The 26,832-nt window shown below is 70.9% G+C and carries 21 protein-coding genes and 1 tRNA gene; 6 read left to right on the forward strand and 16 right to left on the reverse strand.

Going from position 1 to position 26,832, the window contains the following annotated elements; genetic code table 11:
* Positions 1-159: 159 nt before the first annotated feature.
* Positions 160-1,917: an SDR family oxidoreductase gene (locus tag AB0J12_RS18630; RefSeq protein WP_363265376.1), complete on the reverse strand. Its 1,758-nt coding sequence runs from the start codon at positions 1,915-1,917 to the stop codon at positions 160-162.
* Positions 1,914-2,756 (reverse strand): M24 family metallopeptidase, encoded by an 843-nt coding sequence (locus AB0J12_RS18635; protein ID WP_363265377.1) that lies wholly within the window; start codon positions 2,754-2,756, stop codon positions 1,914-1,916. Before AB0J12_RS18635 ends, AB0J12_RS18630 begins: the two co-directional genes overlap by 4 nt.
* A gap of 273 nt (positions 2,757-3,029) precedes the next feature.
* Between AB0J12_RS18635 and AB0J12_RS18640 the strand changes: the two genes are divergently transcribed.
* From AB0J12_RS18640 to AB0J12_RS18660, 5 genes are all read left to right on the forward strand, one after another.
* Positions 3,030-4,010 (forward strand): ABC transporter ATP-binding protein, encoded by a 981-nt coding sequence (locus AB0J12_RS18640; protein WP_363265414.1) that lies wholly within the window; start codon positions 3,030-3,032, stop codon positions 4,008-4,010.
* Positions 4,000-4,902, forward strand: coding sequence for an ABC transporter permease subunit (locus tag AB0J12_RS18645; RefSeq protein WP_363265378.1), 903 nt, complete (start codon positions 4,000-4,002; stop codon positions 4,900-4,902). The genes AB0J12_RS18640 and AB0J12_RS18645 overlap by 11 nt, the downstream gene beginning before the upstream one ends.
* The gene (locus tag AB0J12_RS18650; protein WP_363265379.1) at positions 4,899-5,810 is read left to right on the forward strand and encodes an ABC transporter ATP-binding protein; all 912 of its coding nucleotides are present in this window, start codon (positions 4,899-4,901) and stop codon (positions 5,808-5,810) included. Before AB0J12_RS18645 ends, AB0J12_RS18650 begins: the two co-directional genes overlap by 4 nt.
* Before the next feature lie 10 nt (positions 5,811-5,820).
* The gene (locus AB0J12_RS18655; protein WP_363265380.1) at positions 5,821-6,540 is read left to right on the forward strand and encodes an ABC transporter permease; all 720 of its coding nucleotides are present in this window, start codon (positions 5,821-5,823) and stop codon (positions 6,538-6,540) included.
* Positions 6,541-6,822: 282 nt separating this feature from the next.
* A tRNA-Ser gene (locus tag AB0J12_RS18660) sits at positions 6,823-6,909 on the forward strand.
* Between the two features lie 250 nt (positions 6,910-7,159).
* Here the strand turns inward: AB0J12_RS18660 and AB0J12_RS18665 are convergent.
* From AB0J12_RS18665 to AB0J12_RS18705, 9 genes are all read right to left on the reverse strand, one after another.
* The gene (locus tag AB0J12_RS18665) at positions 7,160-7,957 is read right to left on the reverse strand and encodes an HAD family hydrolase (protein WP_363265381.1); all 798 of its coding nucleotides are present in this window, start codon (positions 7,955-7,957) and stop codon (positions 7,160-7,162) included.
* A complete protein-coding gene (serS, locus tag AB0J12_RS18670; protein ID WP_363265382.1) occupies positions 7,954-9,231 on the reverse strand; it encodes a serine--tRNA ligase in 1,278 nt (425 codons plus the stop codon). The genes AB0J12_RS18665 and serS overlap by 4 nt, the downstream gene beginning before the upstream one ends.
* Positions 9,232-9,750: 519 nt before the next feature.
* Complete coding sequence (gene pheA, locus AB0J12_RS18675; protein ID WP_363265383.1) at positions 9,751-10,686, reverse strand: prephenate dehydratase; 936 nt, start codon at positions 10,684-10,686, stop codon at positions 9,751-9,753.
* A 115-nt stretch (positions 10,687-10,801) separates the two neighbouring features.
* The gene (gene efeB, locus AB0J12_RS18680; protein WP_363265384.1) at positions 10,802-12,151 is read right to left on the reverse strand and encodes an iron uptake transporter deferrochelatase/peroxidase subunit; all 1,350 of its coding nucleotides are present in this window, start codon (positions 12,149-12,151) and stop codon (positions 10,802-10,804) included.
* 7 nt (positions 12,152-12,158) lie between these two features.
* Entirely contained in the window at positions 12,159-14,033 is a 1,875-nt protein-coding gene (locus tag AB0J12_RS18685) for a copper resistance protein CopC (RefSeq protein WP_363265385.1), read from the reverse strand.
* Positions 14,034-14,043: 10 nt separating this feature from the next.
* Positions 14,044-14,535 (reverse strand): copper chaperone PCu(A)C, encoded by a 492-nt coding sequence (locus AB0J12_RS18690; protein ID WP_363265386.1) that lies wholly within the window; start codon positions 14,533-14,535, stop codon positions 14,044-14,046.
* On the reverse strand, positions 14,532-15,185 hold the full coding sequence (locus AB0J12_RS18695; protein ID WP_363265387.1) for an SCO family protein: 654 nt from the start codon (positions 15,183-15,185) through the stop codon (positions 14,532-14,534). Before AB0J12_RS18695 ends, AB0J12_RS18690 begins: the two co-directional genes overlap by 4 nt.
* Before the next feature lie 83 nt (positions 15,186-15,268).
* The gene (locus AB0J12_RS18700) at positions 15,269-16,009 is read right to left on the reverse strand and encodes a YcnI family protein (RefSeq protein WP_363265388.1); all 741 of its coding nucleotides are present in this window, start codon (positions 16,007-16,009) and stop codon (positions 15,269-15,271) included.
* A gap of 145 nt (positions 16,010-16,154) precedes the next feature.
* A complete protein-coding gene (locus tag AB0J12_RS18705) occupies positions 16,155-16,955 on the reverse strand; it encodes a hypothetical protein (protein WP_363265389.1) in 801 nt (266 codons plus the stop codon).
* Positions 16,956-17,159: 204 nt separating this feature from the next.
* Between AB0J12_RS18705 and AB0J12_RS18710 the strand changes: the two genes are divergently transcribed.
* Complete coding sequence (locus AB0J12_RS18710; RefSeq protein WP_363265390.1) at positions 17,160-17,606, forward strand: ATP-binding protein; 447 nt, start codon at positions 17,160-17,162, stop codon at positions 17,604-17,606.
* A 108-nt stretch (positions 17,607-17,714) separates the two neighbouring features.
* Here AB0J12_RS18710 and AB0J12_RS18715 read toward each other — a convergent pair whose 3' ends face one another.
* The 5 genes from AB0J12_RS18715 to AB0J12_RS18735 form a co-directional block, all read right to left on the reverse strand.
* Positions 17,715-21,500, reverse strand: coding sequence for a DEAD/DEAH box helicase (locus AB0J12_RS18715; RefSeq protein ID WP_363265391.1), 3,786 nt, complete (start codon positions 21,498-21,500; stop codon positions 17,715-17,717).
* Positions 21,497-22,462: an effector-associated domain EAD1-containing protein gene (locus tag AB0J12_RS18720; RefSeq protein ID WP_363265392.1), complete on the reverse strand. Its 966-nt coding sequence runs from the start codon at positions 22,460-22,462 to the stop codon at positions 21,497-21,499. The genes AB0J12_RS18715 and AB0J12_RS18720 overlap by 4 nt, the downstream gene beginning before the upstream one ends.
* Entirely contained in the window at positions 22,459-23,154 is a 696-nt protein-coding gene (locus AB0J12_RS18725) for a hypothetical protein (protein ID WP_363265393.1), read from the reverse strand. The genes AB0J12_RS18720 and AB0J12_RS18725 overlap by 4 nt, the downstream gene beginning before the upstream one ends.
* A 211-nt stretch (positions 23,155-23,365) precedes the next feature.
* Positions 23,366-24,823 (reverse strand): aminopeptidase P family protein, encoded by a 1,458-nt coding sequence (locus AB0J12_RS18730; protein WP_363265394.1) that lies wholly within the window; start codon positions 24,821-24,823, stop codon positions 23,366-23,368.
* Between the two features lie 87 nt (positions 24,824-24,910).
* Entirely contained in the window at positions 24,911-26,299 is a 1,389-nt protein-coding gene (locus AB0J12_RS18735) for a PP2C family protein-serine/threonine phosphatase (RefSeq protein WP_363265395.1), read from the reverse strand.
* Positions 26,300-26,832: the final 533 nt, after the last annotated feature.

The following is a 26,832-nucleotide window of genomic DNA, read 5'->3' on the forward strand; positions in this document are numbered from 1 at the left end:
CATGATGACGCGAGAGACCTGCGTCACGCACTTTTTTTCCGCACCTGGGTTTGATCCACAGCCAAGTGCGGTTATCCACAGGCAACTTGACGGTTCTGTGGACAACCAGACCAGATATAGGACCCGTTGGTCAACACGACAGGACATACAGCCCACTTGTCACGACACAGGAGGCTCGACCCGCGCCAGCGCACGCAAAGCACCAGGAGCGAAACGGGACATGGCGTGGAACAGGCGCGCCTCCGGAGTCACCGGCACCACTGCGGCGTTGCGCACCACAGCACCCAACACAGCGTCAGCCACCTTTTCCGGCGGGTAGTTTCGCACTCCGTACAGCCGCGCCGTGCGCTTCTGCCGTCGCCGCTCCTCCTCGGCGTCCACACCCGCGAAGTGGGCCGTGGACGTGATGCTGGTGTTGACGAACCCCGGGCAGATCGCACTCACCCCGATGGCCTGCTCGGCGAGTTCGGCCCTCAGGCACTCGCTGAGCATCAGCACGGCCGCCTTGGAGGCGCTGTACGCGGGCAGCGCGCGGGACGGCTGGTACGCGGCGGCGGACGCGACGTTGACGATGTGGCCGCCCTGGCCGCGCTCGGCCATCTGCCGCCCCAAGAGACGGCAACCATGGATAACACCCCACAAGTTGACGTTCAGGACCTTGCGCCAGTCGTCCGGTGTGGTGTCGAAGAAGCTGCCGGACAGCCCGATTCCGGCGTTGTTCACGAGCACGTCGACGACGCCGTATTCGACGGCGACCTTCTGCGCGAGCTTTTCCATCGCCTGCTCGTCGGAGACGTCAACTGCCTCCGCCCAGGCGTTCGGTGCGCCCACCAGCCGGGACATCTCGGCGGTCCGCGCGGCCGCCTCGGCGTCCCGGTCGACGGCGATCACGCGCGCGCCGGCCTCGGCGAACGCGAACGCCGTGGCCCGCCCGATGCCGCTGCCCGCACCGGTGATCAGGACGAGCTGTCCGCCGAAGCGGTCGGCGTGGCGACCGGTGGCCGGTACCTGCTGCCTGCCGTCCTCGACGGATGTGACGAACTCGGTGATCCAGGAGGACAGTTGGTCGGGCCGGGTCCGCGGGATCCAGTGCTTGGCCGAAAGCGTGCGACGGGTCAGATGCGGAACCCACAGCTCCAGATCGTCGTAGAGCCGCTCGGACAGGAACGCGTCCTGCACGGGCGTGATGAGCTGCACGGGCGCGTGCGCATACGCGTCCTGTCGTGGCCTGCGCAGCCGGGCGCGGACGTTGTCGCGGTACAGCCAGGCGCCGTGCGCCGCGTCGCCGCGCAGCGACGCGGTGGGGTAGTCGTCGTCGGGTGTGCGCTCGACGCGCCGCAGGATGCCGGGCCAGGCCTTGCCGAGCGGTCCGCGCCAGGCCAGTTCGGGCACCTTCGGCGTGTGCAACAGGTAGACGTACCAGGACTTGGCGCCCTGGCCGAGGAGCTGACCCACCCGGCGGGGCGTGGGCCGCTTGAGCCGCTTGTCGATCCAGTGGCCGAAGTGGTCCAGGGACGGCCCCGACATGGAGGTGAAGGAGGCGATGCGCCCCTCGGTGCGCTTGACCGTGACGAACTCCCACGACTGCACCGAACCCCAGTCGTGCCCCACCAGGTGCACCGGCCGGCCCGGACTGACCGCGTCCGCGACCGCCAGGAAGTCGTCCGTGAGCTTCTCCAGCGTGAAACCGCCGCGCAGTGGCTTCGGCGCGGTGGACCCGCCGTGACCGCGCACGTCGTACAGCACGACGTGGAAGCGGTCGGCGAGCCGGACGGCCACCTCGGACCAGACCTCCTTGCTGTCCGGATAGCCGTGCACGAGGATCACCGTCGGCCGGTCCGGATCGCCCAGTTCGGCCACGCACAGCTCCACGTCGCCGGCGCGCACCCGGCGCTCACGAGCACCCATGACAGTCACTTGTCCTCCGCCCAGCGCCGCACGTGCGGCAGATCGTCGTCCAGCCAGAAGGCGCTCTGAGCGGGATCCTTCGAGTCGGTGACGACCAGGATCTCCTCGAACTTCGCGCCCGTGCCCCGAAAGCCCAGATGGGGTTCGACCGCCCACAGGCCCGGCTGCGGCGGATGGTCGGAGAAACGGTACGGCGACCACAGCGGCGACCAGCCCTCACGGTGACCGTGCACCGCGTCGGAGAGCAGTCCCTTGAGCGACTGCGTGCCGAACCCGAACAGGCGCGGCGCGAAACGGCGTTCGCGCACCCGGTCCACCTTGTGCGCGATCACACCGAACGGGTAGGCGCGGTGCCGGTCGGCATAACCCTGCCGGACCATGAGCCGGTCCACGTCCTCGTAGATCTCGCGCAGCGACCGCCGCTCGCGCACCTCGCGCAGGATCAGCTCGCGGTGCGCCTTCAGGTCCGCCATCAGCTTGTCCTGCACCGGGTTCGGCCCGAGGGAGCCCGAGTAGCCGATGTCCGCGGTGTATCCCTCGTACACCGGGGCCATGTCCAGGATGAAAGGCATCCCGGGCTCCAGGCGCCGGTCCGTGGGGAAGAACTGCAGCGGCACCCGGAAGTTCACGAACGCGGTGCGGTCGCCGAACCAGGCGAACGGCATGTGGAACCAGTCGCGCACCCCACGCTCACGCAGCCACTCGCGCTGCATACGCGCCGCCTCGCGCTCGGTCACTCCCGGTTGCAACCGGGCCGCCACCGCCTCGGCGCACTCGTATGCCAGGCGCTGCACCCGCTGGAAGCCTCGCAGCTCAGTGGAGGTTTCGCGGGTCCCTGCGGTCGTCATGCCAACGCCTCCAGCGGTCCTCGTCGACTGCGGTACGTGTCCGTAACTTGACCTGAGCGAATCTGGCACTTGTTAGACGCGGAGTCAATAGGTGGGATCGAGGGGCGGAGGTGCCCTGCACCCAGGGAGTGCGGCAAGAGGGGGTGGAGGGGGAGTCCGTAGCTCTCAGGCACCAGATCCCCTACGGGCCCGTACGACTGGAGTCTGATACCAGGACGGCTCTGCGGTCTGACGTTTTCCGTGGCCTGCGTCACTAGTGTCGTCGATGTGACTGTGATCGCGACCGAAAGCCTGAGCAAGCGGTTCCCGAGGGTGACCGCGCTTGACCGGCTGTCCGTGGACATCGGGCCCGGTGTGACCGGACTCGTCGGAGCCAACGGCGCCGGCAAGTCCACCCTGATCAAGATCCTGCTGGGTCTGTCCCCCGCCACGGAGGGCCGCGCCGAGGTGCTCGGCCTCGACGTCGCCACCAAGGGCGCCGCCATCCGCGAGCGCGTCGGCTACATGCCGGAGCACGACTGCCTGCCACCCGACGTCTCGGCCACCGAGTTCGTCGTGCACATGGCACGCATGTCCGGCCTGCCGCCCACCGCGGCCCGCGAGCGCACCGCGGACACCCTGCGCCACGTCGGCCTGTACGAGGAGCGCTACCGCCCCATCGGCGGCTACTCCACGGGCATGAAACAGCGCGTGAAGCTCGCCCAGGCCCTGGTGCACGACCCACAGCTGGTCTTCCTCGACGAGCCGACCAACGGTCTCGACCCGGTCGGCCGCGACGAGATGCTCGGCCTGATCCGACGCGTGCACACCGACTTCGGGATCTCCGTCCTGGTCACCTCCCACCTGCTGGGCGAGTTGGAGCGCACCTGCGACCACGTGGTCGTCGTCGACGGCGGCAAGCTCCTGCGCTCCAGTTCCACCACCGACTTCACGCAGACCACGACCACCCTCGCGATCGAGGTCACCGACAGCGACGAGCACCCCGACGGCACCCACGCGGTCCGCGAGGCGCTGCACGCGCGCGGAGTGACCACGCACGACGACGGAAGCGGCCTGCCCGGCGCCGGCCACACCCTGCTGCTGACCGCGCAGGGAGAGGAGACCTACGACCTGATCCGGGACGTGGTGGCCGACCTCGGCCTCGGCCTGGTCCGCATGGAACAGCGCCGGCACCACATCTCGGAGGTCTTCACCCACGGCGACGACCGCCGCAGCGACGACGACCGGAAGGAGGCCGTGAGCCATGGCCGCTGAGCACCCCCTCGCCACCGGGGCCCAGTCCCGCATCCACGACATCGGCTACCGCAGCTACGACGGCCCCCGTCTCGGCCGCGCCTACGCCCGCCGCTCGCTGTACACGCAGTCCCTGCGCGGCGCCTACGGCCTGGGCCGGTCGGCCAAGTCCAAGGTGCTGCCGATGCTGCTGTTCGTGGTGATGTGCGTGCCGGCCGCCATCATGGTCGCGGTCGCCGTCGCCACCAAGGCCAAGGACCTGCCCGTCGACTACACCCGCTACGCGATCATCATGCAGGCCGTCATCAGCCTGTACGTCGCCTCGCAGGCACCCCAGTCGGTCTCGCGCGACCTGCGCTTCAAGACCGTCCCGCTGTACTTCTCACGGCCCATCGAGACCGCCGACTACGTCCGCGCGAAGTTCGCCGCGCTCGCCTCGGCACTGTTCCTGCTCACGGCCACCCCGCTGCTCGTACTCTACGTCGGCGCGCTGCTCGCCAAGCTGGACTTCGCCGACCAGACCGAGGGATTCGGACAAGGACTCGTCTCCGTGGCACTGCTGTCGCTGCTCTTCGCCGGGATCGGCCTGGTCATCGCCTCGGTCACCCCGCGCCGCGGCTTCGGCATCGCCGCCGTGATCGCCGTTCTGACCATCTCCTACGGCGCCGTCTCCGTCGTCCAGGGCATCGCCTACGCCCAGAACAGCACCGGAGCGATCGCCTGGCTGGGACTGTTCTCGCCGACGACGCTGATCGACGGGGTGCAGTCCGCGTTCCTCGGCGCATCGTCCGCCTTCCCCGGCGGCGACGGACCGTCCGACGCCCAAGGAGCCGTCTACGTCCTCGTCACCCTCGGTCTGATCGCCGCGACCTACGGGCTGCTCAACCGCCGCTACAAGAAGGTGGGACTGTGACGACTCTCAGCCTCGACCACGTCTCCCGCTGGTTCGGCAACGTCGTGGCCGTCAACGACGTCACCATGACCATCGGGCCCGGCGTCACCGGCCTGCTCGGCCCCAACGGCGCCGGGAAGTCCACCCTGATCAACATGATGGGCGGGTTCCTCGCCCCCTCCACCGGCACCGTCACCCTCGACGGACAGGCCGTGTGGCGCAACGAGCAGATCTACCGGCACATCGGCATCGTCCCCGAGCGCGAGGCGATGTACGACTTCCTCACCGGCCGCGAATTCGTCGTCGCCAACGCCGAACTGCACGGCCTCGGCGACAAGGAGGCCCAGCGGGCCCTGGCGACCGTCGAGATGGAGTACGCCCAGGACCGCAGGATCGCCACGTACTCCAAGGGCATGCGGCAGCGCGTGAAGATGGCCAGCGCGCTCGTCCACGACCCCTCGCTGCTGCTGCTCGACGAGCCGTTCAACGGCATGGACCCGCGCCAGCGCATGCAGCTGATGGAGCTGCTCAGGCGTATGGGCGACGAGGGCCGCACCGTGCTGTTCTCCTCGCACATCCTCGAGGAGGTCGAGCAGCTCGCCCGGCACATCGAGGTGATCGTCGCCGGACGCCACGCGGCCAGCGGTGACTTCCGCAAGATCCGCCGCCTGATGACCGACCGGCCGCACCGCTACCTCGTGCGTTCCAGCGACGACCGCGCCCTCGCGGCCGCGCTGATCTCGGATCCGTCCACCTCCGGCATCGAGGTCGACCACGCCGAGGGCGCGCTGCGCATCCAGGCCGTCGACTTCGCCCGCTTCACGGCCCTGCTGCCGCGCGTCGCCAAGGCGAACGGCATCCGGCTGCTCACGGTCTCGCCGTCCGACGAGTCCCTCGAGTCCGTGTTCTCGTATCTGGTCGCGGCGTAGGAGGCCCAAGATGTACGACCCCACTGTCGCCCGGCTCACCTATCGGGCCCTGCTCGGCCGCCGCCGGGCCCTCATCCTCGGCGCGCTGCCGCTGCTGCTGATCGTCATCTCCGTCGCCGTGCGCGCGCTCACCGGCGCCGACGACCAGACCGCCTCCGACGTCCTCGGCGGCTTCGCGCTCGCCACCATGGTGCCGATCATCGGCGTCATCGCCGGCACCGGCGCGATCGGTCCGGAGATCGACGACGGCTCGGTGGTGTACCTGCTGTCCAAGCCGGTCAAGCGGCCCACGATCATCATCACCAAGCTGATCGTCGCGATCGCGGTGACCATGGTGTTCTCCGCCGTGCCGACGCTCGTCGCCGGTCTGATCCTCAACGGCAACGGCCAGCAGATCGCTGTCGCCTACACGGTGGCCGCGCTGGTCTCCTCCATCGCCTACGCGGCCGTGTTCCTGCTGCTGGGCACGGTGTCCCGGCACGCGGTGGTCTTCGGCCTGGTCTACGCCCTGGTCTGGGAGGCGCTGTTCGGCTCCCTGGTGCCCGGCGCCCGCACGCTCAGCATCCAGCAGTGGTCCCTGGCCGTCGCCCACAAGGTCGCCGGCGGTGACCTGGTCACCTCCGACGTCGGGCTGACGACGGCGACGGTCCTGCTGATCGCGGTCACCGTGCTGGCCACCTGGTACGCCGGTCAGAAGCTGCGGGCGCTGACGCTGGCGGGCGAGGAGTAACCACAGCCGGCTGCGACGGGGGCCTCACCGTTAATCGGTGGCGCCCAAGTCGCCGTACCGGCACAGTGGTCGGTGTCCACACCGCCGGACACTTCGTCCGGCGCCACCGGCTGGGAGAGGAGCGGGGCGATGTCCATGCACGGCAGTACGTCCAGCTCCCGACAGGGCAACCTGCGGCGGACCACGGTGTAGTTACCCACCGTCGAGTCCCCGCCGCACGGGGAGCTGCCCGGGGCGGCCGCTTCGAGCACGCGATGTCGCTCTCGCGTGGGCCGCCCACCCGGAGGATTGGCCGAGTGGTAAGGCACCGGTTTGCTGAACCGTGGTCGGGTCGAAAGGCCCGCGCACGTTCGATTCGTGCATCCTCCGCGAGACGTTGCCACTGGGGCTGGGGTGGGTCGGTCCGTTGGGGTCCGGTGCGTTGTCGGGTGTCGGGTGGTGGTGGGCCGGGCGCGCAGTTCCCCGCGCCCCTTAGGGGAACTGCAGCCCCGTCGGCAGCAACGGCTGCAGCTGTCAGCGGGCGGTGAGTGCAACCCCCTGGGGGCGCGGGGTACTGCGCGACCAGCCACCCACTCACCCGCACCCGGCAACGCACCGAGCCCCGACGGCGCGAACCCGGCTACGCCAGCAAGCGTTCCAGTACCACCGCGATGCCGTCCTCCTCGTTGGAGGACGTCACCTCGTCGGCGACCGCCTTGAGCTCCTCGTGGGCGTTGGCCATGGCCACACCCCGCGCCGCCCACGCGAACATCGGCACATCGTTGGGCATGTCGCCGAAGGCAATCGTGTCGGCCGCCTTCAGCTTCAGCCGGCGCGCCGCCAGCGACAGCCCCGTGGCCTTCGACAGGCCGAGCGGCAGCAGTTCGACGATGCCCGCGCCGGCCATGGCGACGCTGACGAAGCCGCCCGCGGCACGCCGGGCCGCCTCGGCCAGCTCGTCGTCGGACAGCTCGGGATGCTGAATGTAGATCTTGTTCAGCGGGGCGCTCCACAGATCGGACGCGTCCGCGAACGGCGTCGCGGGCAGCGCGCCGGTGAGCGCGTAGCCGGGGCCGACGAGCACCTCGCCGTCCAGGCCGTCACGGCTGGCCGCCAGGTACAGCGGGCCGACCTCCGCCTCGATCTTCGCCAGCGCCACTCCGGCCAGCTGCCGGTCCAGGGTGACCGTGGTCAGCAGACGGTGCGCCCCGGCGTCGTACACCTGCGCGCCCTGGCCGCACACCGCGAGGCCCCGGTAGCCGAGGTCGTCGAGGATGTGCCGGGTCCAGGGGACCGCGCGGCCGGTGACGACGATGTGGGCCGCGCCCGCCGCGGTGGCCGCGGCGAGCACGTCACGGGTGCGCTGCGAGATCGACTCGTCGGAGCGCAGCAGCGTTCCGTCGAGATCGGTGGCGACGAGCCCGTACGGGAAACTCACTTGGCCACCGGCTCCAGAACCTCCCGGCCGCCCAGGTACGGGCGCAGCACCTCGGGCACACGGACGGAGCCGTCTGCCTGCTGGTGGTTCTCCAGGATCGCCACGATCGTGCGCGGTACGGCGCACAGCGTGCCGTTGAGCGTGGCCAGCGGGCGGACCTTCTTGTCCTCGCGGACGCGGATGGACAGCCGGCGGGACTGGAACTCGGTGCAGTCCGAAGTGGACGTCAGCTCGCGGTACTTGCCCTGCGTCGGGATCCACGCCTCGCAGTCGAACTTGCGGGAGGCCGAGGCGCCGAGGTCGGCGGAGGCGACGTCGATGACGCGGAAGGGCAGCTCGAGCGAGGTCAGCCACTGCTTCTCCCACTCCAGCAGCCGCTTGTGCTCCTCCTGCGACTCCTCGGGGGTGACGTAGGAGAACATCTCGACCTTGTCGAACTGGTGCACGCGGAAGATGCCGCGGGTGTCCTTGCCGTGCGAGCCGGCCTCGCGGCGGAAGCACGGCGAGAAGCCGGCGTAGCGCAGCGGCAGCTGGTCGGCGTCGATGATCTCGTCCATGTGGTACGCCGCCAGCGGCACCTCGGAGGTGCCGACCAGGTACAGGTCGTCCTTGTCGAGGTGGTAGACGTCCTGCGCGGCCTGGCCGAGGAAGCCGGTGCCGGCCATGGACTGCGGGCGCACCAGCGCCGGGGTGAGCATCGGCGTGAATCCGGCGGCGGTGGCCTGGGCCAGCGCGGCGTTCACCAGGGCCAGCTCCAGCAGGGCTCCGACGCCGGTGAGGAAGTAGAAGCGGGAGCCGGAGACCTTGGCGCCGCGCTCGGTGTCGATGGCGCCGAGCAGCTGGCCGAGTTCCAGGTGGTCCTTGGGCTCGAAGCCCTCGGCGCCGAAGTCGCGGATCACACCGTGCGTCTCGAGGGTGACGAAGTCCTCCTCGCCGCCCACGGGGACGTCGGGATGGACGAGGTTGCCGAGCCTGAGCAGCAGATCCTGGGTCTCGGTGTCGGCGGCGTCGCGCTCGGCCTCGGCGGCCTTGACGTCGGACTTCAGCTGCTCGGCCCGCTTGAGCAGGTCCGCCTTCTCCTCGGCGGAGGCCTTGGGGATCAGCTTGCCGAGCGACTTCTGCTCGTTGCGCAGCTCGTCGAAGCGGACGCCGGAGGACCTGCGCCGCTCGTCGGCAGACAGGAGAGCGTCGACGAGCGCGACGTCCTCTCCACGGGCGCGCTGAGAGGCGCGCACACGGTCGGGGTCCTCACGAAGCAGGCGAAGGTCAATCACGCGGTCAAGGCTACCGGTGCCGGGTGAGGGCTCACGACTCACTATTCGAGGACGCGCCGAATAGTTCCTTACGGTGCGTTATGGGTTAATTGCGCAATGTGTCCGTCGGGAGGCCGACTGGCTCGAATCGCTTGTGGGCGGCGGGACTTGGGGTCCGTTCCATCCACAGCGATCCACAGCCTCCGGGAAGTTATCCACAGGGTGTGAGAAAGATCTGTGGACTTCGGAATTGATCACCCCGAGGCCGTAACCGGACCTCAGGATTCTCGGCGTAACGCTCATTCAGCCGCACTTTCGAGTGGAAAGTGTTCGCTCCAAAGGATTGTTCAAAGGAAACAGGTGGACGAAGTGTGACCGATGGGCCTGTGGGCGCTCTTGGGCCCTGTAGGGCGATTTGTCGACCGAGTCGAGGTTCCCTGTCGACTTGTCCCCAGGTCGAGAAGCCCACCTGTGGATAACTTCTGTGGATAACGAAGATATGCAGGTAGGACTGGCTGGAACGGGACTGGCTGGAACGCTTCAGAAACGCCCGTCCTGGCAGCGCGCCACCCAGTCCGCCGCCGCGACGAACTCCTCGTCCGAGGTCCCGAGCAAGGGCGGCCGTACGTCCTCGGGCCCGGACTCCGCCCGCGGGTACGAGCCGAGGAAGCGCACCTGCAGGCAGATCCGCTTCAGCCCCATCAGGGCCTCGGCCATCCGCCGGTCGGAGATATGACCCTCGGCGTCGACGCAGAAGCAGTAGTTGCCGATGCCGGCGCCGGTCGGGCGGGACTGGAGCAGCATCAGGTTGATGCCCCGGGTGGCGAACTCGCCGAGCAGGTCGCGCAGCCCTCCGGGGTGGTCGTCGCGCTGCCACAGCACGACGGAGGTCTTGTCGGCACCGCTCGGAGCGGCAGGCCGGGCAGGGCGCCCGACCAGCACGAACCGCGTCTGCGCGGTCTCCGGGAAATCGTGGATGCCGGTCTCCAGCGCTTCGAGACCGTAGCGCGCGGCGGCGAACTCCCCGGCGAAGGCGGCGTCGTAGCGGCCCTCCTGGACCAGGCGGGCGGCATCCGCGTTCGAGGCGGCGGACTCCCAGTCGGCGTCGGGGAGGTGTGACCGCAGCCAGTTGCGCACCTGCGACTGGGCCGCCGGATGGGCGGAGACCGTCTTGATGTCCGAGAGCTTGGTGCCCGGCCGGACCAGCAGCGCGAAGGTGATCGACAGCAGCACCTCGCGGTAGATCATCAGCGGGGCGCCCGCGACCAGCTCGTCCAGGGTGGTCGTGATGCCGCCCTCGACCGAGTTCTCGATCGGCACGAATGCCGCCTCGGCCTCACCGGCCCGCACCGCGTCCAGCGCGGACTGCACCGACACGTACGGGATCAGCTCCCGGGTGGCGGCTTCCGGGAGGGTGCGCAGGGCGACTTCGGTGAAGGTCCCCTCCGGGCCGAGGTACGCATAACTCGCTGGCATGGTCTCACCCTAATGGCCGCAGGAGGCCCCGGCTCAGGCGTCTCAAGCACGCCACTCGACCGAGTGGTTTGAACCCGCAAAACGCGCGTGCCGAGTGACCCCGTGCTGTATCCGCTCAGCCCTCCAGCAACCGCTGCCCCACGTACTCCCCCTTCGCCGCCCCGCCCGGCACCGCGAAGAGCCCGCTGGTCTCGTGCCGGATGAACCGCGACAGTGCGTCCCCGCGGTCCAGCTTGCGCTGCACCGGTACGAAGCCGCGCAGCGGATCGGCCTGCCAGCAGATGAACAGCAGCCCCGCGTCCGGCACCCCGTCGGCGTCGAAGCCGTCGTGGTACGAGAACGGGCGCCGCAGCATCGCCGCGCCGCCGTTGCGGTCGGGCCGGGTGATGCGGGCGTGCGCGTTGACCGCGACGACGTACTCGCCGTTCGCGTCGGTCTTCTCCAGGTCCATCTCGGTGGTCTCGGTGCCGCCCGACAGCGGCGCCCCGTCGGACTTGCGCCGCCCGATCACCGCCTCCTGATCCCTGACCGGCAGCTTCTCCCAGTCGTCGAGGAGCATGCGGATACGGCGTACGACGACATAGGAGCCGTTCGCCATCCAGGCGGGCTCGCCGTCGGCCGGTACGAAGATGCGCTTCTCGAAGTCGGGGTCGGCCGGCTTCGGATTGCGGGTGCCGTCGACCTGGCCCATGAGGTTGCGGGTCGTCATGGGGTGGGCGGTGGCGCCCGGGGTGCGGTTGAAGCCGTTCATCTGCCAGCGCAGCCGGGCGGCCGAGCCCGCGTCCTTCTGGATCGCGCGCAGTGCGTGGAAGGCAACCAGGGCGTCGTCGGCGCCGATCTGCACCCACAGGTCGCCGTCGCTGCGGGCCTTGTCGAGCTGGTCGGAGGAGAAGGCGGGCAGCGGGTCCAGCGCGACCGGCCGCTGCCTGACCAGCCCGGTCCGCCCGAAGAAGCTGTGCCCGAAGCCGAAGGTGATCGTCAGCGAGGACGGTCCGGCGTCCCGGGCCACGCCGGTGTCGTCGTGGGCCGCCGGCTCGCCCGCCATGAGCCGCTCCGCGGTCGCCGACCAGCGGCGCAGCAGGGCGGCCGCTTCCTTGCGGCCCGCGCCAGGGGCGAGATCGAAGGCGGCGAGATGACCGCGTGCCTGGAGACCGTCGGTGATACCGGGCTGATGTTTCCCGTGAAACATCGCGCGCCCGGCCCCGAGCGAGGTGAGCGGCGTGGCCTGCGCAGGGGCGGCCGCGTATCCCGCCGCCGCTCCGGCAGCGCCGAGCACGAGTCCGGTGGCGCCGGCGGTACCGAGCAGCCGGCGGCGCGAGACACCCCGCGGTTCCGGGGAACGCTCCGCGGAACCCGTGGCACGCTCCGCGGAACCCGTGGCACGTTCCGCGGAGCCCATGGCGCCTTGTGCGGAGCCCATGGCGCCGTGTGCGGACCGGGCGGACGAAGGGGACTGGTCGGGCATGGTGCACTCAGCCGATCTGCGCGTTCTTGGAGACGGTCACCTGGTCGATGTCGGAGGTCCGCACGGTCACGGCGACCTTCCAGTCGCCGGCCATGGGGATCTGCACCCCGTCCGCCGACCAGTGTCCGGTGGTGATGTGGTCCGGGACGACGGGCAGCGGCCCGATGTCCTTGGCGGTGAGCGTGAAGGCGATCTTCAGCTCCGGCACGTCGTAGGCGCGGCCGTCGGGGCGCGTGACGTAGACGTGCATCTCGTTGGCACCGACGCGGGCGGGGTCGAGGTCGATGCTGACCACGCCCTTGCCGTCCTTCCCGCCGGTGTCGAACGGAACGTCCAGCGTGACGGCCCCCGAGCCGGCGACGGAGGACGAGGACGAAGTCGAGGACGAGGCGGTGGCGGCCTTCGCGGCCTCCTCGGTACGGCCCGGCTCGGTGGAGGTGAGCGCGGTGGTCACCGCGAGCAGGACCACGGCGACGGCGGCCTCGGCGAGGACGGAGCGGCGCAGCCCGAACCGGTCCGGGTCGGCGTCGCGCTGCTGCTTGCGGCGGGCGGCCTCCATGGCGGCCTGCTGCCGGGCGAGCTGCGCGGCGCGTGCGGAGTCGGCGGCGGGAGCGGTGACGCGTTCCTTCTTCGTCGTCCGCTGGACGACCGGGTCGCTCAGCCGGCCCGTCCACCGCCGGGAGATCGACGCGAGGCCGACGAGCAGCGCCACAAGCCCGATCTTGATCAGCAGCAGCTGCCCGTAGCGGGTGTCGGTGAAGGCCGACCAGGAGCCGAGCTGCCGCCAGGACTGGTAGACGCCGGTGGCGACCAGGGCCAGGACGCTGCCGAAGGCGACGGCGGAGAAGCGGCGCACGGCGGCGGCCTCGACCGGGGTGTCGGCGGGCGCGAAGTACAAGGCGACGAGCAGTGCGGTCAGCCCGCCGAGCCAGGCGGCGACGGCGAGCAGGTGCACCACGTCGACCGGCATGGCGAGACCCGCCTGGAGCCCGACGGAGGCGTGTTCGGCCATCGCCCAGCTCGCCGCGAGACCGGCGGCGACCACGGTGCCGCCGATCGCCAGCCCGAACGTCAGGTCCCGCTTCTCCTCCTCCCCGTCCCGCTTGTCATAGGCGCCGAAGAGGACCGCGATGAACAGTGCCGCCGCCGCGAGCAGCAGCAGCCGGGAGACCAGCGCCGCGCCGGACTTGGTCTGCAGGACCTGGCCGAGCAGGTCCAGGTCGATGATGTCCGCCGCCTTGCCGGAGGTGGTGTAGGCGCCGCGCAGGAGCAGCAGCGCGAGGGTGGCCGCGGTCAGGGCGACCCAGCCGGAGACCACGAGCCGCTGCACGGCCCGTACCCCCGTGCCGCGCCGCCAGCAGGCCAGGACGAACGCGGCACCGCCGGTCATGACGATGAAGCCGGCGTACGACACATACCGGCCGAGCCCGTACAGCCCGCCGACGACACCACCCCCGGCCGTCTGCCCGCCGACGGAGACGGAGGTCTGGGAGGGGGCGCCGATGGAGAAGGTGTAGGCGCCGGAGACGGGGTGGCTGTCCGCCGAGACGACCTGGTAGGTGACGGTGTAGGTGCCGTCGGGCAGCCCGCTGTGCAGGGCCACGGCGTACGTGGTGCCGCTGACCTCGGACGGCTTGCCGTCGTCGACGCGCTTGCCCTTGGGGTCGAGGACGCGCAGCGCGTCGTCGTTCAGGGCGACCTTCTCGGAGAAGGTCAGGGCGACCCGGGCGGGCGCCTGCTTGACCACCGCCCCCTGCTGGGGGTCGCTGCCGGTGAGCGCGGCATGCGCGGAGGCCGGCGCGGCACCGGCGAGCAGCACGCCGAGCGCGGCCACGAACAGCAGCACCAGGGTCCGGACGCGGGGGGCGATGGTCGGGGTCACGGTGGCTCCCTCAGTGTCCGGACGCGGGGTTGTACGTCGCGGCCTTGACCGGCATCCGCACCTCGACGGTGCCGGAGCGGGCGAAGTGCAGCGCGACGGTCACGTTCTCACCCTGCTTCGGCTTGCGCTTCAGCCGGTCGAACATCAGGTGGTTGCCGCCGCTGGCGAACACCACCCGGCCGTGCGCCGGGACCGGGAGGGCGGCCACCTCACGCATCGACCCGCCCGCGGTCTCGTGGACGGTGACGCTGCCGGCCATGTCGCTGGTGACGGAGGTCAGCTCGTCCTTCGCACCGCCGTCGTTGGCGATGGTCAGAAAGCCGGCCGCCGTGTCCGAGACGGGCTGGGGCATGTAGGCGGAGCTGACGGACAGCACGGCCTTCCCGGTCCCGGACCCGGACCCGGCTTCCGCCGCTGACGCGGAGTCCGGGCCGGAGGAGCCGCAGCCGGTCAGGAGCAGGGCGCCGGTCAGCGCGGCGGCACCCGCGGCGCAGGCCCTCACGGGTTCTCCCCCTTGATGATCTTGGGCAGGTCCTTGGTGTAGTCGTCGACGGTGGTGTCCTCGCCGTAGTACAGATAGCCGCGGTCGGTCTTCGGGGAGAAGGCGAAGACCTGGGTGCCGTGCACCGAGACGAGCTTGCCGTTCTTGTCCTTCTTCGTCGGCTCGATGGAGATGCCGAGGGTGCGGGCGCCCGCCTGGACGGTGGCGAAGTTCCCGCTCAGGCCGACGAACTGGCTGTCGATGCCGTTCAGCCACTTGCCCAGCTCGGCCGGGGTGTCACGGCCGGGGTCGGTGGTGACGAACACGACCCGCAGCTTGTCCTGCTCGGCCTTGGGCAGCTGCTTCTTGGCGACGGCGATGTTGTTCATCGTCAGCGGGCACACGTCCGGGCAGTGCGTGTAGCCGAAGTAGATCAGCGTCGGCCGGCCCGCGGTCTCCTTGCGGAGGTCGTACGTCTTGCCGTGGGTGTCGGTCAGGACCAGGTCCGGCTTCTCGAACGGCTGGTCGAGGACGGTGCCTGCCTTGCCCGAGCCGGCCTCCTCGGAGACGACGGAGACGGGACCGGAGCTGTCGTCACCGCCGCCGCAGGCGGTCAGGGTCAGTGCGGCGGCGGCGAGGAGGGCGGCCGCCGCGAAGGTCTTGGTGCGCATGGAGAGGGATCCCAAAAGGTCGATCACCGGGCGCGCGCGGGAGCCGCGGTACGGCTCCCGCGCACGTCACGGACGGGCGGAGGTCAGGCGGTGGTGCGGCGGCGGCCGGCGAACACGCCGTACGCCACACCCGCCGCGCCGACGACGATGCCCACGATGCCCAGCAGGCGGGCGGTGGTGTCGGTGTCGTGGCCGTCGGACGCCTGTGTCCCGGCGGCGGTCTTCTCTGCGCTCGAGGCGCTGTCGTCGGAGGCGTTGGAGGCACCGGACGTGCCGTGGTGGTCGTCCGAGGCGGCGGACAACGTGAGGACCGGGGCGGGGTTCTCGGGCTCGGCCCCGCCGTCCTGCGGCACCTCGATCCAGCGCACGACCTCCTTGTTGGAGTACGTCTGGATCGCCTTGAAGACGAGCTTGTCGGTGTCCTCGGGCAGCTGGCCGACGGAGAGCGGGAACTTCTGGAAGTAGCCCGGCTTGATGCCCTCGCCCTCGGCGGTCCAGGTGACCTTGGAGACCGCCTCGGTGATCTTCTCGCCGTGCATCGTGAGCGGCTTGGCCAGCTTCGCCTTGGCGACGTCGATCTTCCAGCCCGGGATCGCCTGCGGCGCCACCGAGGCCAGCGGGTGGTCGGCGGGCAGGTTGACCTCGACCTTGGTGGTCGAGGCGTTGTCCCGCTCGTTGGGCACCTTGAAGTCGACGACGGCGTAGCCGCCCTTGGCGGCGGCGCCCTCGGGCTGCACGGAGACATGCGCGAAGGCCGGCGTCGACAGGGCGGTCAGACCGGCCACGGCGAGAACGACGGGGACGGCTGCACGGGAAACCTTCATGGAAGGGTGCACTCCACTTCGAGTGAGTCCGGTGGATCGAAGGACCGACCGGTGATGAAGAGGGATACGCACGCGCACGCGTGCGTGTTGCGCCGCACGACGGCGCCAGCCTCTCGTTCTCTCGTGGAGTGGCGGTCGCGTCGCGCTAGGCGGCGAGGGCGAATCCGGTGGCCGGCGGGCCGCGCCGGATCACCGAGTGCTGGAGTGCGGTGGTGTGCGGGGCCGGCGGCGCGAACAGCGCGGTGCGCGCCGGACGCGGACCTGTGGCGGGCGCCGTCGGCAGCCCGGCGAGCAGGGCGCGCACCAGCGCGAGCGCCGCGCGCAGCGACCGGATGAGCGCCCCTTCCGCGACCTCGTGCGCCGACAGCGCGGCCAGTTCCATGCTCCGCAGCAGGGCGGTGTCGCCGCGGCGCAGCAGCCAGCCCGCGGCGAGCGCCGCGAGGACGTGCCCGAGCAGCATCGGCAGCGACGGCAGCAGGGCGGCGGGGGAGCCCGCGGCGGTGGACAGGGCGTCGGCCGGATGATGCGCCGGAGTGCCCTGGACGCGCGCGGTCGCGAGGATCCGCTGGGCCTGGAGGGGGCTGAGCGGGGCCGCCCCGGCGCCGCACACCAGCCGCGCGGCCTGTGCCACCACGGAGGCGTCCGAGGCCGCCGGGGTGGTCGTGGCCGCGTGCTGGCCCAGCCCGAACAGCGTGTGCAGCACGGTCTGCCCGGCTGCGAGCAGCGCGGCGATGCCCCACAGGGAACGCTCCCGGCCGGCCAGTGCCGCCGCGACGAGGAACACCCCGAGGAAACCCGCGCCCAGCGTCCACAGCGGGACCGTGGCGCAGGACGCGAGCGCGTGCCCACCGGCGGCCAGCACGACGCAGACCGCGGCGAACACCGCGGCCCGCAGAAGCCGGACGTCACGTCCGGCGCGCACTGAGCGCGGGTGGGGGGCAGTCATGGCGGGCCCCATCATCGCACTGCTCTTACCGCCGCCATACGGCAGGTCCGCAAGATGCCGAATGCGCACTCGGGTCCCACATACACCGATTGCCGTCGTCCGCGCATCGCCCATATGGGCGGCATCACGTCAATTCGTGGCGTACTTCCCGGCTGGGGCGGCAATACGTAACGGTATGTCGAGCCGCGGCCAGGAGGCTGGAGCATGAGCATCTGGTGGTCACTCCATCTGCGGCGCGAAGCTGCCAGCGTCCCCCTGGCTCGGCGCCTGCTGCTCGGCGCGATGGAGACGGCGGGCGTCGACCCCGACATCTCCTACGACCTGTCCGTCGCCCTGAGCGAGGCCTGCGCCAACGCCGTCGAGCACGGCGGGCACCGAGGCCGCGGCGCCTCCTCGGAGGCCTACCGCGTCACCGCCTACCTCGACGGGGAGATGTGCCGCATCGAGGTCGCCGACGCCGGCCCGGGCTTCACCGCCGCCGACCGGTCCCGCCCCGCGCACGACGACGCCGAGAGCGGCCGGGGCCTGTTCCTCATCCGCGAACTCGCCGACCACGTCCACGTCGGTAACAAACCCGGCCGCGGCGGCGCGGTGGTGAGCTTCGACAAGATCCTGAAATGGCGCCGGGACCCGGCACTGCTCACCGTGTGACAGCCCTGGACCAGACGGCCCGGCCAAGGCGACACCGGCCAGGTCCCCCGGCTAGGACCGCCTCAGCCAGGACTGCCCCGGCCGGGACGAGCCCGCCGGGGCGACGCCTCACGACGACTCCTCCTTGACCGGGCTGGGCTGCACGGCCCAGTTGCCGGTCCCCATCGAGGAGACCCGAATCCTCCTCAGTTCCGCCAGGACCTCCCGCCCGGGCACCTGCACCCGGCTCTTCACCAGGTGGGCGAGCACCGACAGCAGATGGTCCGGTTCCAGGAAACGGGCGCGCGCGCCCTGGGCGCCGAGCACGCCGAGGGCACCCGGTCGGCGGTCCCGGACCACGACCAGGCTGCTCTCCTGAGCCGCGTCCGTGACCATGCCACTGGTGAGTTCGGAGACCGGCACCCGGACCGTGAGCGGCACGGAGTCGTCACCGTCCTCCGTGCACCACCGGGAGAAGACGAAGTCACCCTGCTGCTCCGGTTCGGTGGGATACAGGCCGAGGCACCTGACCAGCTTGCACAGGGTCGCCAGGTAGGGCGCGGGCCCGTCCGCGTTCTCCAGCTCGGTGGACAGATCGTCGAAGATCAGGCCCTCGCCATTCGGGACGACCACGATCGCCCATTCCCGCGTGAGCCGTTCGCGGTGCTCCCGCTCCTGTTCCAGCCGGTTGTCGATGATCCGTCTGGCGTCCTCTCGCTCCTCCCCGGTCAGCCCCTCCAGCAGCGGCCCGGTGTCCACCAGCCGGGACGGCGGTGAGGGCTGGTCCTCCTCCGGCAGGTCCGCGAGCTTGGCGAGCCGTTCCCGGTGCAGGGCCGGGATGCGCATTTTGGACACCTTCGCCAGCCAGGCCGGCAGTCCCGACTCCACCTGCTGCGCGATCAGCTGCATACGGCCGGAGTGGTCGACTCCGTCGTCGGTGACACTGATCTCCGCGGCCGCCCGCAGATATCCGGCCATCTGCTCACACAGCTGCTCGACGTCGGAGTAGTACAGCGACAGTGAGGGCGACTTCGCGTGCACCTTGTCGGGTGCCTCCTCCGACCGGATGGCGCCGGAGAACCGCTGCTGCATCTCGGCGAACGGCACCCCGTGCATCCACTCGTGGGCGACCAGGGCCCGCAGCAGGGCGTTGACCTCGTCGAGCGGGGCGGTCTCCTCGTCGCACTCCAGGAGGCTCCGCAGCTCCTCGGAGACCTGGGAGTTGAGGGCGCTCCGCAGCCGGTCGGGCATGGCCACACCCTCGGCGGCCACCCAGTCCGCGCAGCTCTGGCGCTGCTGCTCCGACTCCGAGCAGTGTGCCATCGCCATGGTGAGCACCGCCCCCTTCAGGGACGGCATGTGCCGGCTGTTGCCCTTGCCCGGCAGCGCCACCCAGGCCGTCACCTGACGGATGGAGCGGGCACGGCAGGCGTGCCACAGAACATCGAGCGTGCCCGAGCCGCTGCGCGCGCGGTCGGCGAGCTTTTGCAGTTCGGGAGAGTCGTCCAGTTCCAGGCCGGAGCGTCCCACCGCGTGACCGACCGGGGTAAGGGTCAGGCTCTTGCCCGCGCCGGGACGCCGGCTCAGGCTTTCCTCCTGGATCAGGTCACGCCTCTGGAGCTCGGCCAGTACCTCCTCGGCCTCGGGCAGCGGCGGGCGGTCGGGCTCGTAACTGATGAGCAGGTTGGCCAGGATCGCACGCACCCGGTGGAGCCACTTCTGACGGGTGAGCATGCGGTTGTCCTGGCAGAGCACCTGCAGGACGAGCCCGCTGATGGCCACGGTGTCACGGTACTTGGACCGGATGGTCAGCGAGCGGGAGGTGCTCTTGACGTACCTCTGGAACACGCCCTTCACCGTGGACAGTTCGGTGATGTCTGTGGTCGTCAGGCCGTCGATCAGCTGAAGTTCGCGGTCCGAGGGGACAAGGATGTAGAACTGCCCGCGTTCGGCGCTGGTCTTGCCGCGGCGTCCTGCGCGGCCGCCCTTGTTGTCGAGGTCCGAGGGCGGCAGCAGCTGCCGGGTGCGTTCCGAGCCGCCGCCGGTCAAGCCGGCGATGCTGGTGGCGATCACCGTGTCGGCGGGCAGGTTGAGCCCCACCGCCAGGGTGTCGGTGGCGACCAGCACGCGCAGCAGCCCGTCGTCCGCGCGGAACTCCTCCTCCAGCATGCGGCGCATGGACGGGGCCAGGGCCGCCGAGTGGGAGGCGACTCCCGTCCGCAGCCCGCGGATGACCAGCTCGTGCCCGGGGATGTCGGAGTTGCGCAGCCGTGAGTACAGCGAGTTGGCCGTGTCCCGCGCCGCCGACAAGGTGCTGCTGTAGCGCCCGTTCAGCCACGGCGATCCGCCCTGCGGCCGGTGGCCGGCCTGGTCGAGGACCTTGCGGATGCCCTCGGCCAGTTGGTCGGCGGCCGTGCGCGTCGGCACGAAGCAGATGATCCGCCGGGCCTCGTTCTGTTTGAGGATGCTCAGCACCAGGGTGGCGGCGAGCTCCGCCGTGGACAGGCCCTGCAGCCCGTTGAGCCCCTTCGACAGCGCCTGGGCGTACTTCTCGCGCAATTCGTGCAGGGAATGCTGCTCATACGCTTCGGGCTCGGGCTCGATTACCTGTCTGCTGCCGGGCATGCTGAGCAGATGGGCGTCGCGCTGCACCAGCCAGGTCCGCTGGTCGACGACGTAGGTGTCGAGGGGGACGGGGCGGTCGTTGCTGGTGGGGGTGAACGTGGGGCGGCCCGCCCCCAGCCACCGCTCCAGCGTCTTGCCCGCTTCCGGCGTGAGCGCGGCTGACAGGCCGAGCAGCGCGGGCTGGTCCTCGTCGATGCGCAGCTTGATCAGCGTCAGCAGGGCCTCCAGTTTGGCTGCGCGGTCGCTGTTCTCGGCGAGCATCTGCAGTTCGTCGACGACCACGAGGCCGGTCCTGGCCAGGGGGCTCAGCCCGTTGACCAAGTACACGCCGAGCTTCTCGTAGATGGCCACGGCGACGCTGAAGCGGCCGCTGCCGACGGGGCGGTCGCTCTCGGGGTAGTCCCGCGACACCCCGTAGACCAGCAGCTTGTCGAGCGGTCCGCGGCTGCCCAGCCAGCCCTGCCACTCGGCTTCCTCCTGCGCCACCAGCGCCTTGGTGGGCAGCAGCATGATCGCCGAGTTTCCGTCATGGAGCGCCATCGTCATCCCGGCCCGCGCCACCGTGGTCTTGCCGCTGTTGGTCACCGCGTACACCAGGGCGACACCCCGGCGCTCGATGATCCGTCGGCAGACCCGGATCAGCTCCTGCTGGAACGCGTCGAGCTTCCCCCAGGGCCCCAGCTTCTCCTCCCACAACCCCAGGAAGGCCTCCCGGCGCTCGGCCAGGCCGAGCCCTGGGAGCAGGTCGCCGTAGCCCGACGCCTCGGGCAGCCGGCCGGTGAGGTCGGACGGGGAGGACGTCGGCTGCGCGGGCACCGTCACGACCACGGGGGGCGGCGCGTCCGGGGAGAGCACCGCTTGCGAGGGAATGACGAGCACGTCGGAGGAGGGCGCGGAGGGGACGGCGGTCGCCTCCTGTGGGTCGCCGGGCGGGTCGGCAGGCGGGTCGCCCGGCAGGCCCCCGTGGGCGGCGAGCAGATTCTGGATGACCTTGTTGTGCGGCAGCCGCCGCGAGATGGCCACTGCGACGTGACGCCATCCCCAGGGGACCACCCCGTCCTCGGCGTTGCGCCGGAACTCCTCCCAGAAGTCCCGTGCCCCCTTGCTGGAGGCGGGCAGTTCCCCGGACGGGAACTTGAGCTCATCGGCCAGCGCGCGCCGCCGGTCGTCCGTGCCGTATTGGCGGCAGAGCACGTCGAGGAGCTGCTGCCAGTCCTCATCCGGAAGGGACCAGGCCGTGCCGGGCTCGGTGGCCGGCTGCTGTGGCTCCGATGCAGGGGAAAGGGTCACTTCGCCTCCTGGGCCTCGGACGGCTCGGGCGTACGGGGCAGGACGATCAGGTCACTGCGCAGCGACCGGCACAGGCCGGCCCGGTTGACCACGTCCTGCGCCGCCGTGTGGGCGACGGCGTCCAGCATGGCCGGGGTCGGCGGGGCCGGGTGCGCGGCCAGCTCCCGGTAGAAGGCCGAGGCGAACAGGGTGGAGCAGTCTGCGTCGAGAGGGCCCCGGTGCGCGATCACCACGTCCGCGACCCCGGTGAACAGGTCGGCGATCTCCGCGCTGTCGCACGACCGCAGCAGCAGGGCGTGCAGGTGCAGCCCGTGGTTGTCGGTGGCGAGTCGCAGCGTCGCCACGAGGTCGGCCGCCGGCAGGATGTGCGCCTCGCCGTCGGCGTCCTCCAGCAGCAGCGCACCGCCCGCGCCGTGGCAGGCCAGGTGCAGGATGTCGGGCCGCTGCCGGCGGATGTCGGCCAGGTCGTCGGCCGTGGCGGCGGGACGGACCAGGATCTGCAGCCGATCCGGCGCGGCGGCCTGGATCTCCCTGAGCTCGGCGGCGGCCCGGACCGTGCCCCGCCGTGCCGGTTCGGCCCCGAGCACCATCACCCGCAGACGCTCCGACGCCTCCGAGTTCCGCAGTGGCCTCGCGGCACGGGTGTGCGCGGGGCCGGCGGCGCTGAAGACCGGGTTGTACGGGTGCCGCTCGCGGGCCTTGTCCAGAATCGCGCTGCGACCCCGGGCCATGACACCGGCGGTCAGTTGGAGGGAGACCTGCTCCCAGTACTCGGACAGAGTGGCCGGCGCGTAGGGCAGGGCTGCGGCCGGATAACCGGCACTGCGTAACAGCACCTCGGCGCGCGACGGAGTGTTGTAGACCGAAACCAGCGCCTGTATCTCCGCCGGGGTGAGGGGCTCATGGTCGGTTTCGGCCGGCGCTTGCGGGTGACCGGCCACCTGCTCCGCCCCGGCGCTCACAGCGTGGTCTCCAGCCGGAGCGGGTTCGGCAGCCGACGGGTGAAACGGCGAAGCAGCGGGATCTTGGCACCGGCACTGACCGTGACGGAGACCTCGGTGACGGCATCGGCGGGTGCGCGGACGATCAGTCTGAGCGGATGGCATCCGGACAGCTCGTGCGCCGGAGTGCGCCGGAATTCCCAGGCGGGTGCGTTGCTGTAAAGGCCGAGCGCTTCGACCAGCGGGTGGTGCGCGGTGAAGGCGACGCTGCGTTCGAGCTCCCCGAGCGAGGCGTCGGTCCCCATGAGGGACAGCTGGGGGCCCAGGCGCAGAGTCCTGCTGGTCTGCACCGGATCCGTCACGCGCACGGGATCCATCGCGTGGACCCGGGGGGCAGGGTCGGCGGGTTTGGCCGAGAGCTCCAGCGCCACATGCGCGAATTCGAGCCGGGGCCGCCGAGGCTGCGGTGCAAACGTGACCGCGAGCCGGATGAGGTAGTACGCCGAGAGCCCGGCCTCCGCCTGCGCGAAGCGGGCGAGCTCGGGATCGGTGCCGAGTTCGGCGGGCGTCAGCTGCAGGACATGCGGCCCGCCGACGAGGATGCGCCCGGCCAGTGGGGGCGATGCCCCCTCACCCGGTTCGCCACGTAACGCTTCGTCGGGCAGAAGAACCAGTTCCCGCGGTTCGAGCGCGGGGTCGGCGAGTTCCAGCATGTCTCACCTCATGGATGCAGGGACCTGCCGAAAGAGGCCCTTGGCAGAGAGGTGCCCCCCGTGCCCCCGCGGCAGTGCGGACACCCAGGCTAGCGGCTGGCGACCCGCGCCAACCAGCCATTGCGATGCCCCGCCGAAGCGAACACGCGCCGGGGCCCGTGGCGGTACCGCACCGGCCACGGGCCCCGGCGAAGGGGTTGAGCAGGGGCGCCTAGCCCTTGAGCTGCGCCATCCAGGACTCCACCTCGTCCGAGCGGCGCGGCAGCGCGGCGGAGAGGTTCCGGTTGCCGTCCTCGGTGACCAGGATGTCGTCCTCGATACGGACGCCGATGCCGCGGTACTCCTGAGGCACCGTCAGGTCGTCGGCCTGGAAGTACAGACCCGGCTCGACGGTGAGGACCATGCCGGGCTCCAGTGTGCCGTCGACGTAGGCCTCGGTGCGGGCGGCGGCGCAGTCGTGGACGTCCATGCCGAGCATGTGACCGGTGCCGTGCAGGGTCCAGCGGCGCTGCAGGCCGAGCTCCAGCACGCGCTCCACAGGGCCTTCCACCAGACCCCACTCGACGAGCTTCTCGGTGAGCACACGCTGCGCGGCGTCATGGAAGTCGCGGAACTTGGCGCCCGGCTTGACCGCCGCGATGCCGGCCTCCTGGGCCTCGTACACGGCGTCGTAGATCTTCTTCTGAAGCTCCGAGAAGCGGCCGTCGACCGGCAGCGTGCGGGTGACGTCGGCGGTGTAGTACGTGTGCGTCTCCACACCGGCGTCCAGCAGGAGCAGGTCACCGGAGCGGACCGGGCCGTCGTTGCGCACCCAGTGCAGGGTGCAGGCGTGCGGGCCGGCCGCGGCGATGGTGCCGTAGCCGACGTCGTTGCCCTCGACGCGGGCGCGCAGGAAGAACGTGCCCTCGATGTAGCGCTCGCTGGTGGCCTCCGCCTTGTCGAGGACCTTGACGACGTCCTCGAAGCCGCGGACCGTCGAGTCGACGGCCTTCTGCAGCTCGCCGATCTCGAAGTCGTCCTTGACCAGGCGGGCCTCGGAGAGGAAGACGCGCAGTTCTTCGTCGCGCTCGGCGGTGACCTTGTCGGTCAGCGCCTCCTCGATGCCGGCGTCGTGGCCGCGGACGACGCGGACCGGGCCGGTGGCCTCGCGCAGCGCGTCGGCCAGCTCGCGGACGTCGGCGACCGGGATGCCGTACAGCTTCTCGGACTCCGTCAGGGAGTGGCGGCGGCCGACCCACAGCTCGCCCTGGCCGGAGAGCCAGAACTCGCCGTTCTCGCGGTCGGAGCGGGGCAGCAGGTAGAGCGTCGCCTCGTGGCCCTCACCGCGGGGCTCCAGGACCAGGACGCCGTCCTCGGTCTGGTTGCCGGTGAGGTAGGCGTACTCGACGGACGCGCGGAAGGGGTAGTCCGTGTCGTTGGAGCGGACCTTCAGGTTGCCCGCGGGGACGACGAGGCGCTCGCCGGGGAAACGGGCGGACAGCTTCGCGCGGCGCGCGGCGGTCTCGGCGGCCTGGGCGATCGGCCGCAGGTCGTGCAGCTCGGTGTCGGCCCAGCCGGTCTTCATGTTCTCGGCCAGCTCGTCGGAGACGCCCGGGTAGAGGCCGTTCTTCCGCTGCTTGATCGGCTCGTCGGTCTCCGGGGTCTCCGGAAGCTCCTCCGCCACGGTCATCCTCCTTGGGTACGGCACTGGACCCCCACCATCGTACGGTCGCGAAGAAGGGGGCCCAGGGTGCTATGACCCATTACAGGAGGTGACCTACTCGAAACGAGCCGCCAGCAGGACCACGTCCTCCTCCGAATCGACCGCGTCCAGCCCGTCCGGCAGGACGGTCCGCAGCACGTGGTCCACGAGGGCGTCCGGATCGTGCCGCAGCGAGCGCGGGACCCCGGCGGCGGCCGCGTGCAGCCGGGCGAAGGCACGGTCGACCGGGTCGCCGGTACGGTGCAGCAGACCGTCGGTGTAGAGCAGCACCGTCTCTCCGGGATCGGCCTGCAGCTCCACGCTGGGCGCCTCCCAGCAGGCGAGCATGCCGAGCGGCGCGGAGACGGACGTCTCGGCGAACTCGGTGCGCCGCTGGCCGACCAGCAGCGGCGGGCAGTGCCCGGCCCCGGCGAGGGTGATCTTGCGCAGGGCGGGCTCGCAGTACGCGAACAGCGCGGTGGCGGAGCGGGCGGGCTCGGTGAGCCGCAGCAGCAGCTCCAGGTCGGACAGGACGGCGACCGGGTCCTCACCCTCCATCACGGCGTACGCCCGCAGGGACGCCCGCAGCCGGCCCATCGCGGCGACGGCGCTCGGTCCGGAGCCGGTGACCGCGCCGACCGCGAGGCCCAGGGCGGCGTCCGGCAGCGGCAGCGCGTCGTACCAGTCGCCGCCGCCGCGCGGGCCGGTGCGGTGCCGGGCGGCGAGCTGGACACCGGCGACGCGGGGGAGCCGGGAGGGCAGCAGTTCCTCGGCGATGGTCGCCATGCACGCGCGCGTGCGCTCCACCTCCAGCAGCCGGGCGAGGTGTTCGGCGGCGTAGCGGGCGTACAGGCCGATCAGATGGCGCTGGCGCTCGACCGGTTCGGCCGGCTCGTCGTACAGCCAGACGGCGGCACCGAGACGGCCGCCGGCGTCGGCGGACAGGGGGAGGGCGTAGCTGGCGGCGTATCCGAGGCGGGCGGCGACCTCGCGGTGGCGGGGGTCGAGACCGTCCCCGGCGAACAGGTCGGGCTCGGTGATCTCATGGTCGCCGCCGGGCAGTCCGTCGAGGATGCGGCCGAAGGAGGTGGCGCTGCGCGGCACGGTCTCGATGTGGCCGAGATCGGCGCGTCCGAGACCCAGCCCGATGGTGGTATCGGGGCCCCGCTCGTCGGCCGGTTCGAGGACGACGAGTCCGCGCCGGGCGCCGACCAGGGCGGCTCCGGCGCGCAGCAGTTCCTGCAGGGCGTCGTTCAGGTTGTCCGTGCGGGCCAGGCGCTCGGTGAGTTCGTGCAGGGTCGTGAGATCCGAGACCCAGCCGGCGAGCCGGTCCTGGAGCAGGGCGCCGGGGGGGTGCGGCGCAGGCACCGGTGCGGTGCCCGTGGCGGCGGGCGCGGCAGTGTGCGCGGGGGCGGGAACCGCTGCATCGATTCCAGCCACTTTCTGAGGATGAGGGGCGTTCATGGCAGCCGGCTTTCCGACCGGTGCGTACTGCTGAAAAGCATCGCAAACCCCCATGTCTTCTGCGCCGCTAGCAGTGTCTCCACATGTACACGCACTCGTGAGGGGATGTCCAGCATTGTCCTGCCGGGATTCCTGGTGTCCTTGGTGTTCAGGGGCTTTGCGGGGCTCCTGTCGGTAACCCCTTGCGTAATAGAGAAGTTGGCTGAAAACTGCCTTAGGTATCGGTTGATTGCGGTCGACTGGGCTTGCTCCACGGAGCGTCACAGCGGTCGCGATGGGTACGTACTCGGTATGGGCCGGGGTGGTGGGGACCACCCGGAACCTGGTGTCCGGACCGGGCGTCTTAGCCACCGACGACCCAGCCCCATCCTCCCGTGGCGGAGGCGAAGCGAAAGACGCGAGACGGCAAACGCCATACTTCGCCACCCCACGCCACGCCCATGCTTGTGCTGAACGCGGTATGGACGTCAGCGGCCGCACGAAAGCCGCCGAAGCTCGGCCCAGAGGGGTTCCCCGCGCGTCAGGCCGGGGTG

It is taken from the genome of Streptomyces sp. NPDC049915 (assembly GCF_040656475.1).
In the GTDB taxonomy this organism is placed as follows: Bacteria; Actinomycetota; Actinomycetes; order Streptomycetales; family Streptomycetaceae; genus Streptomyces.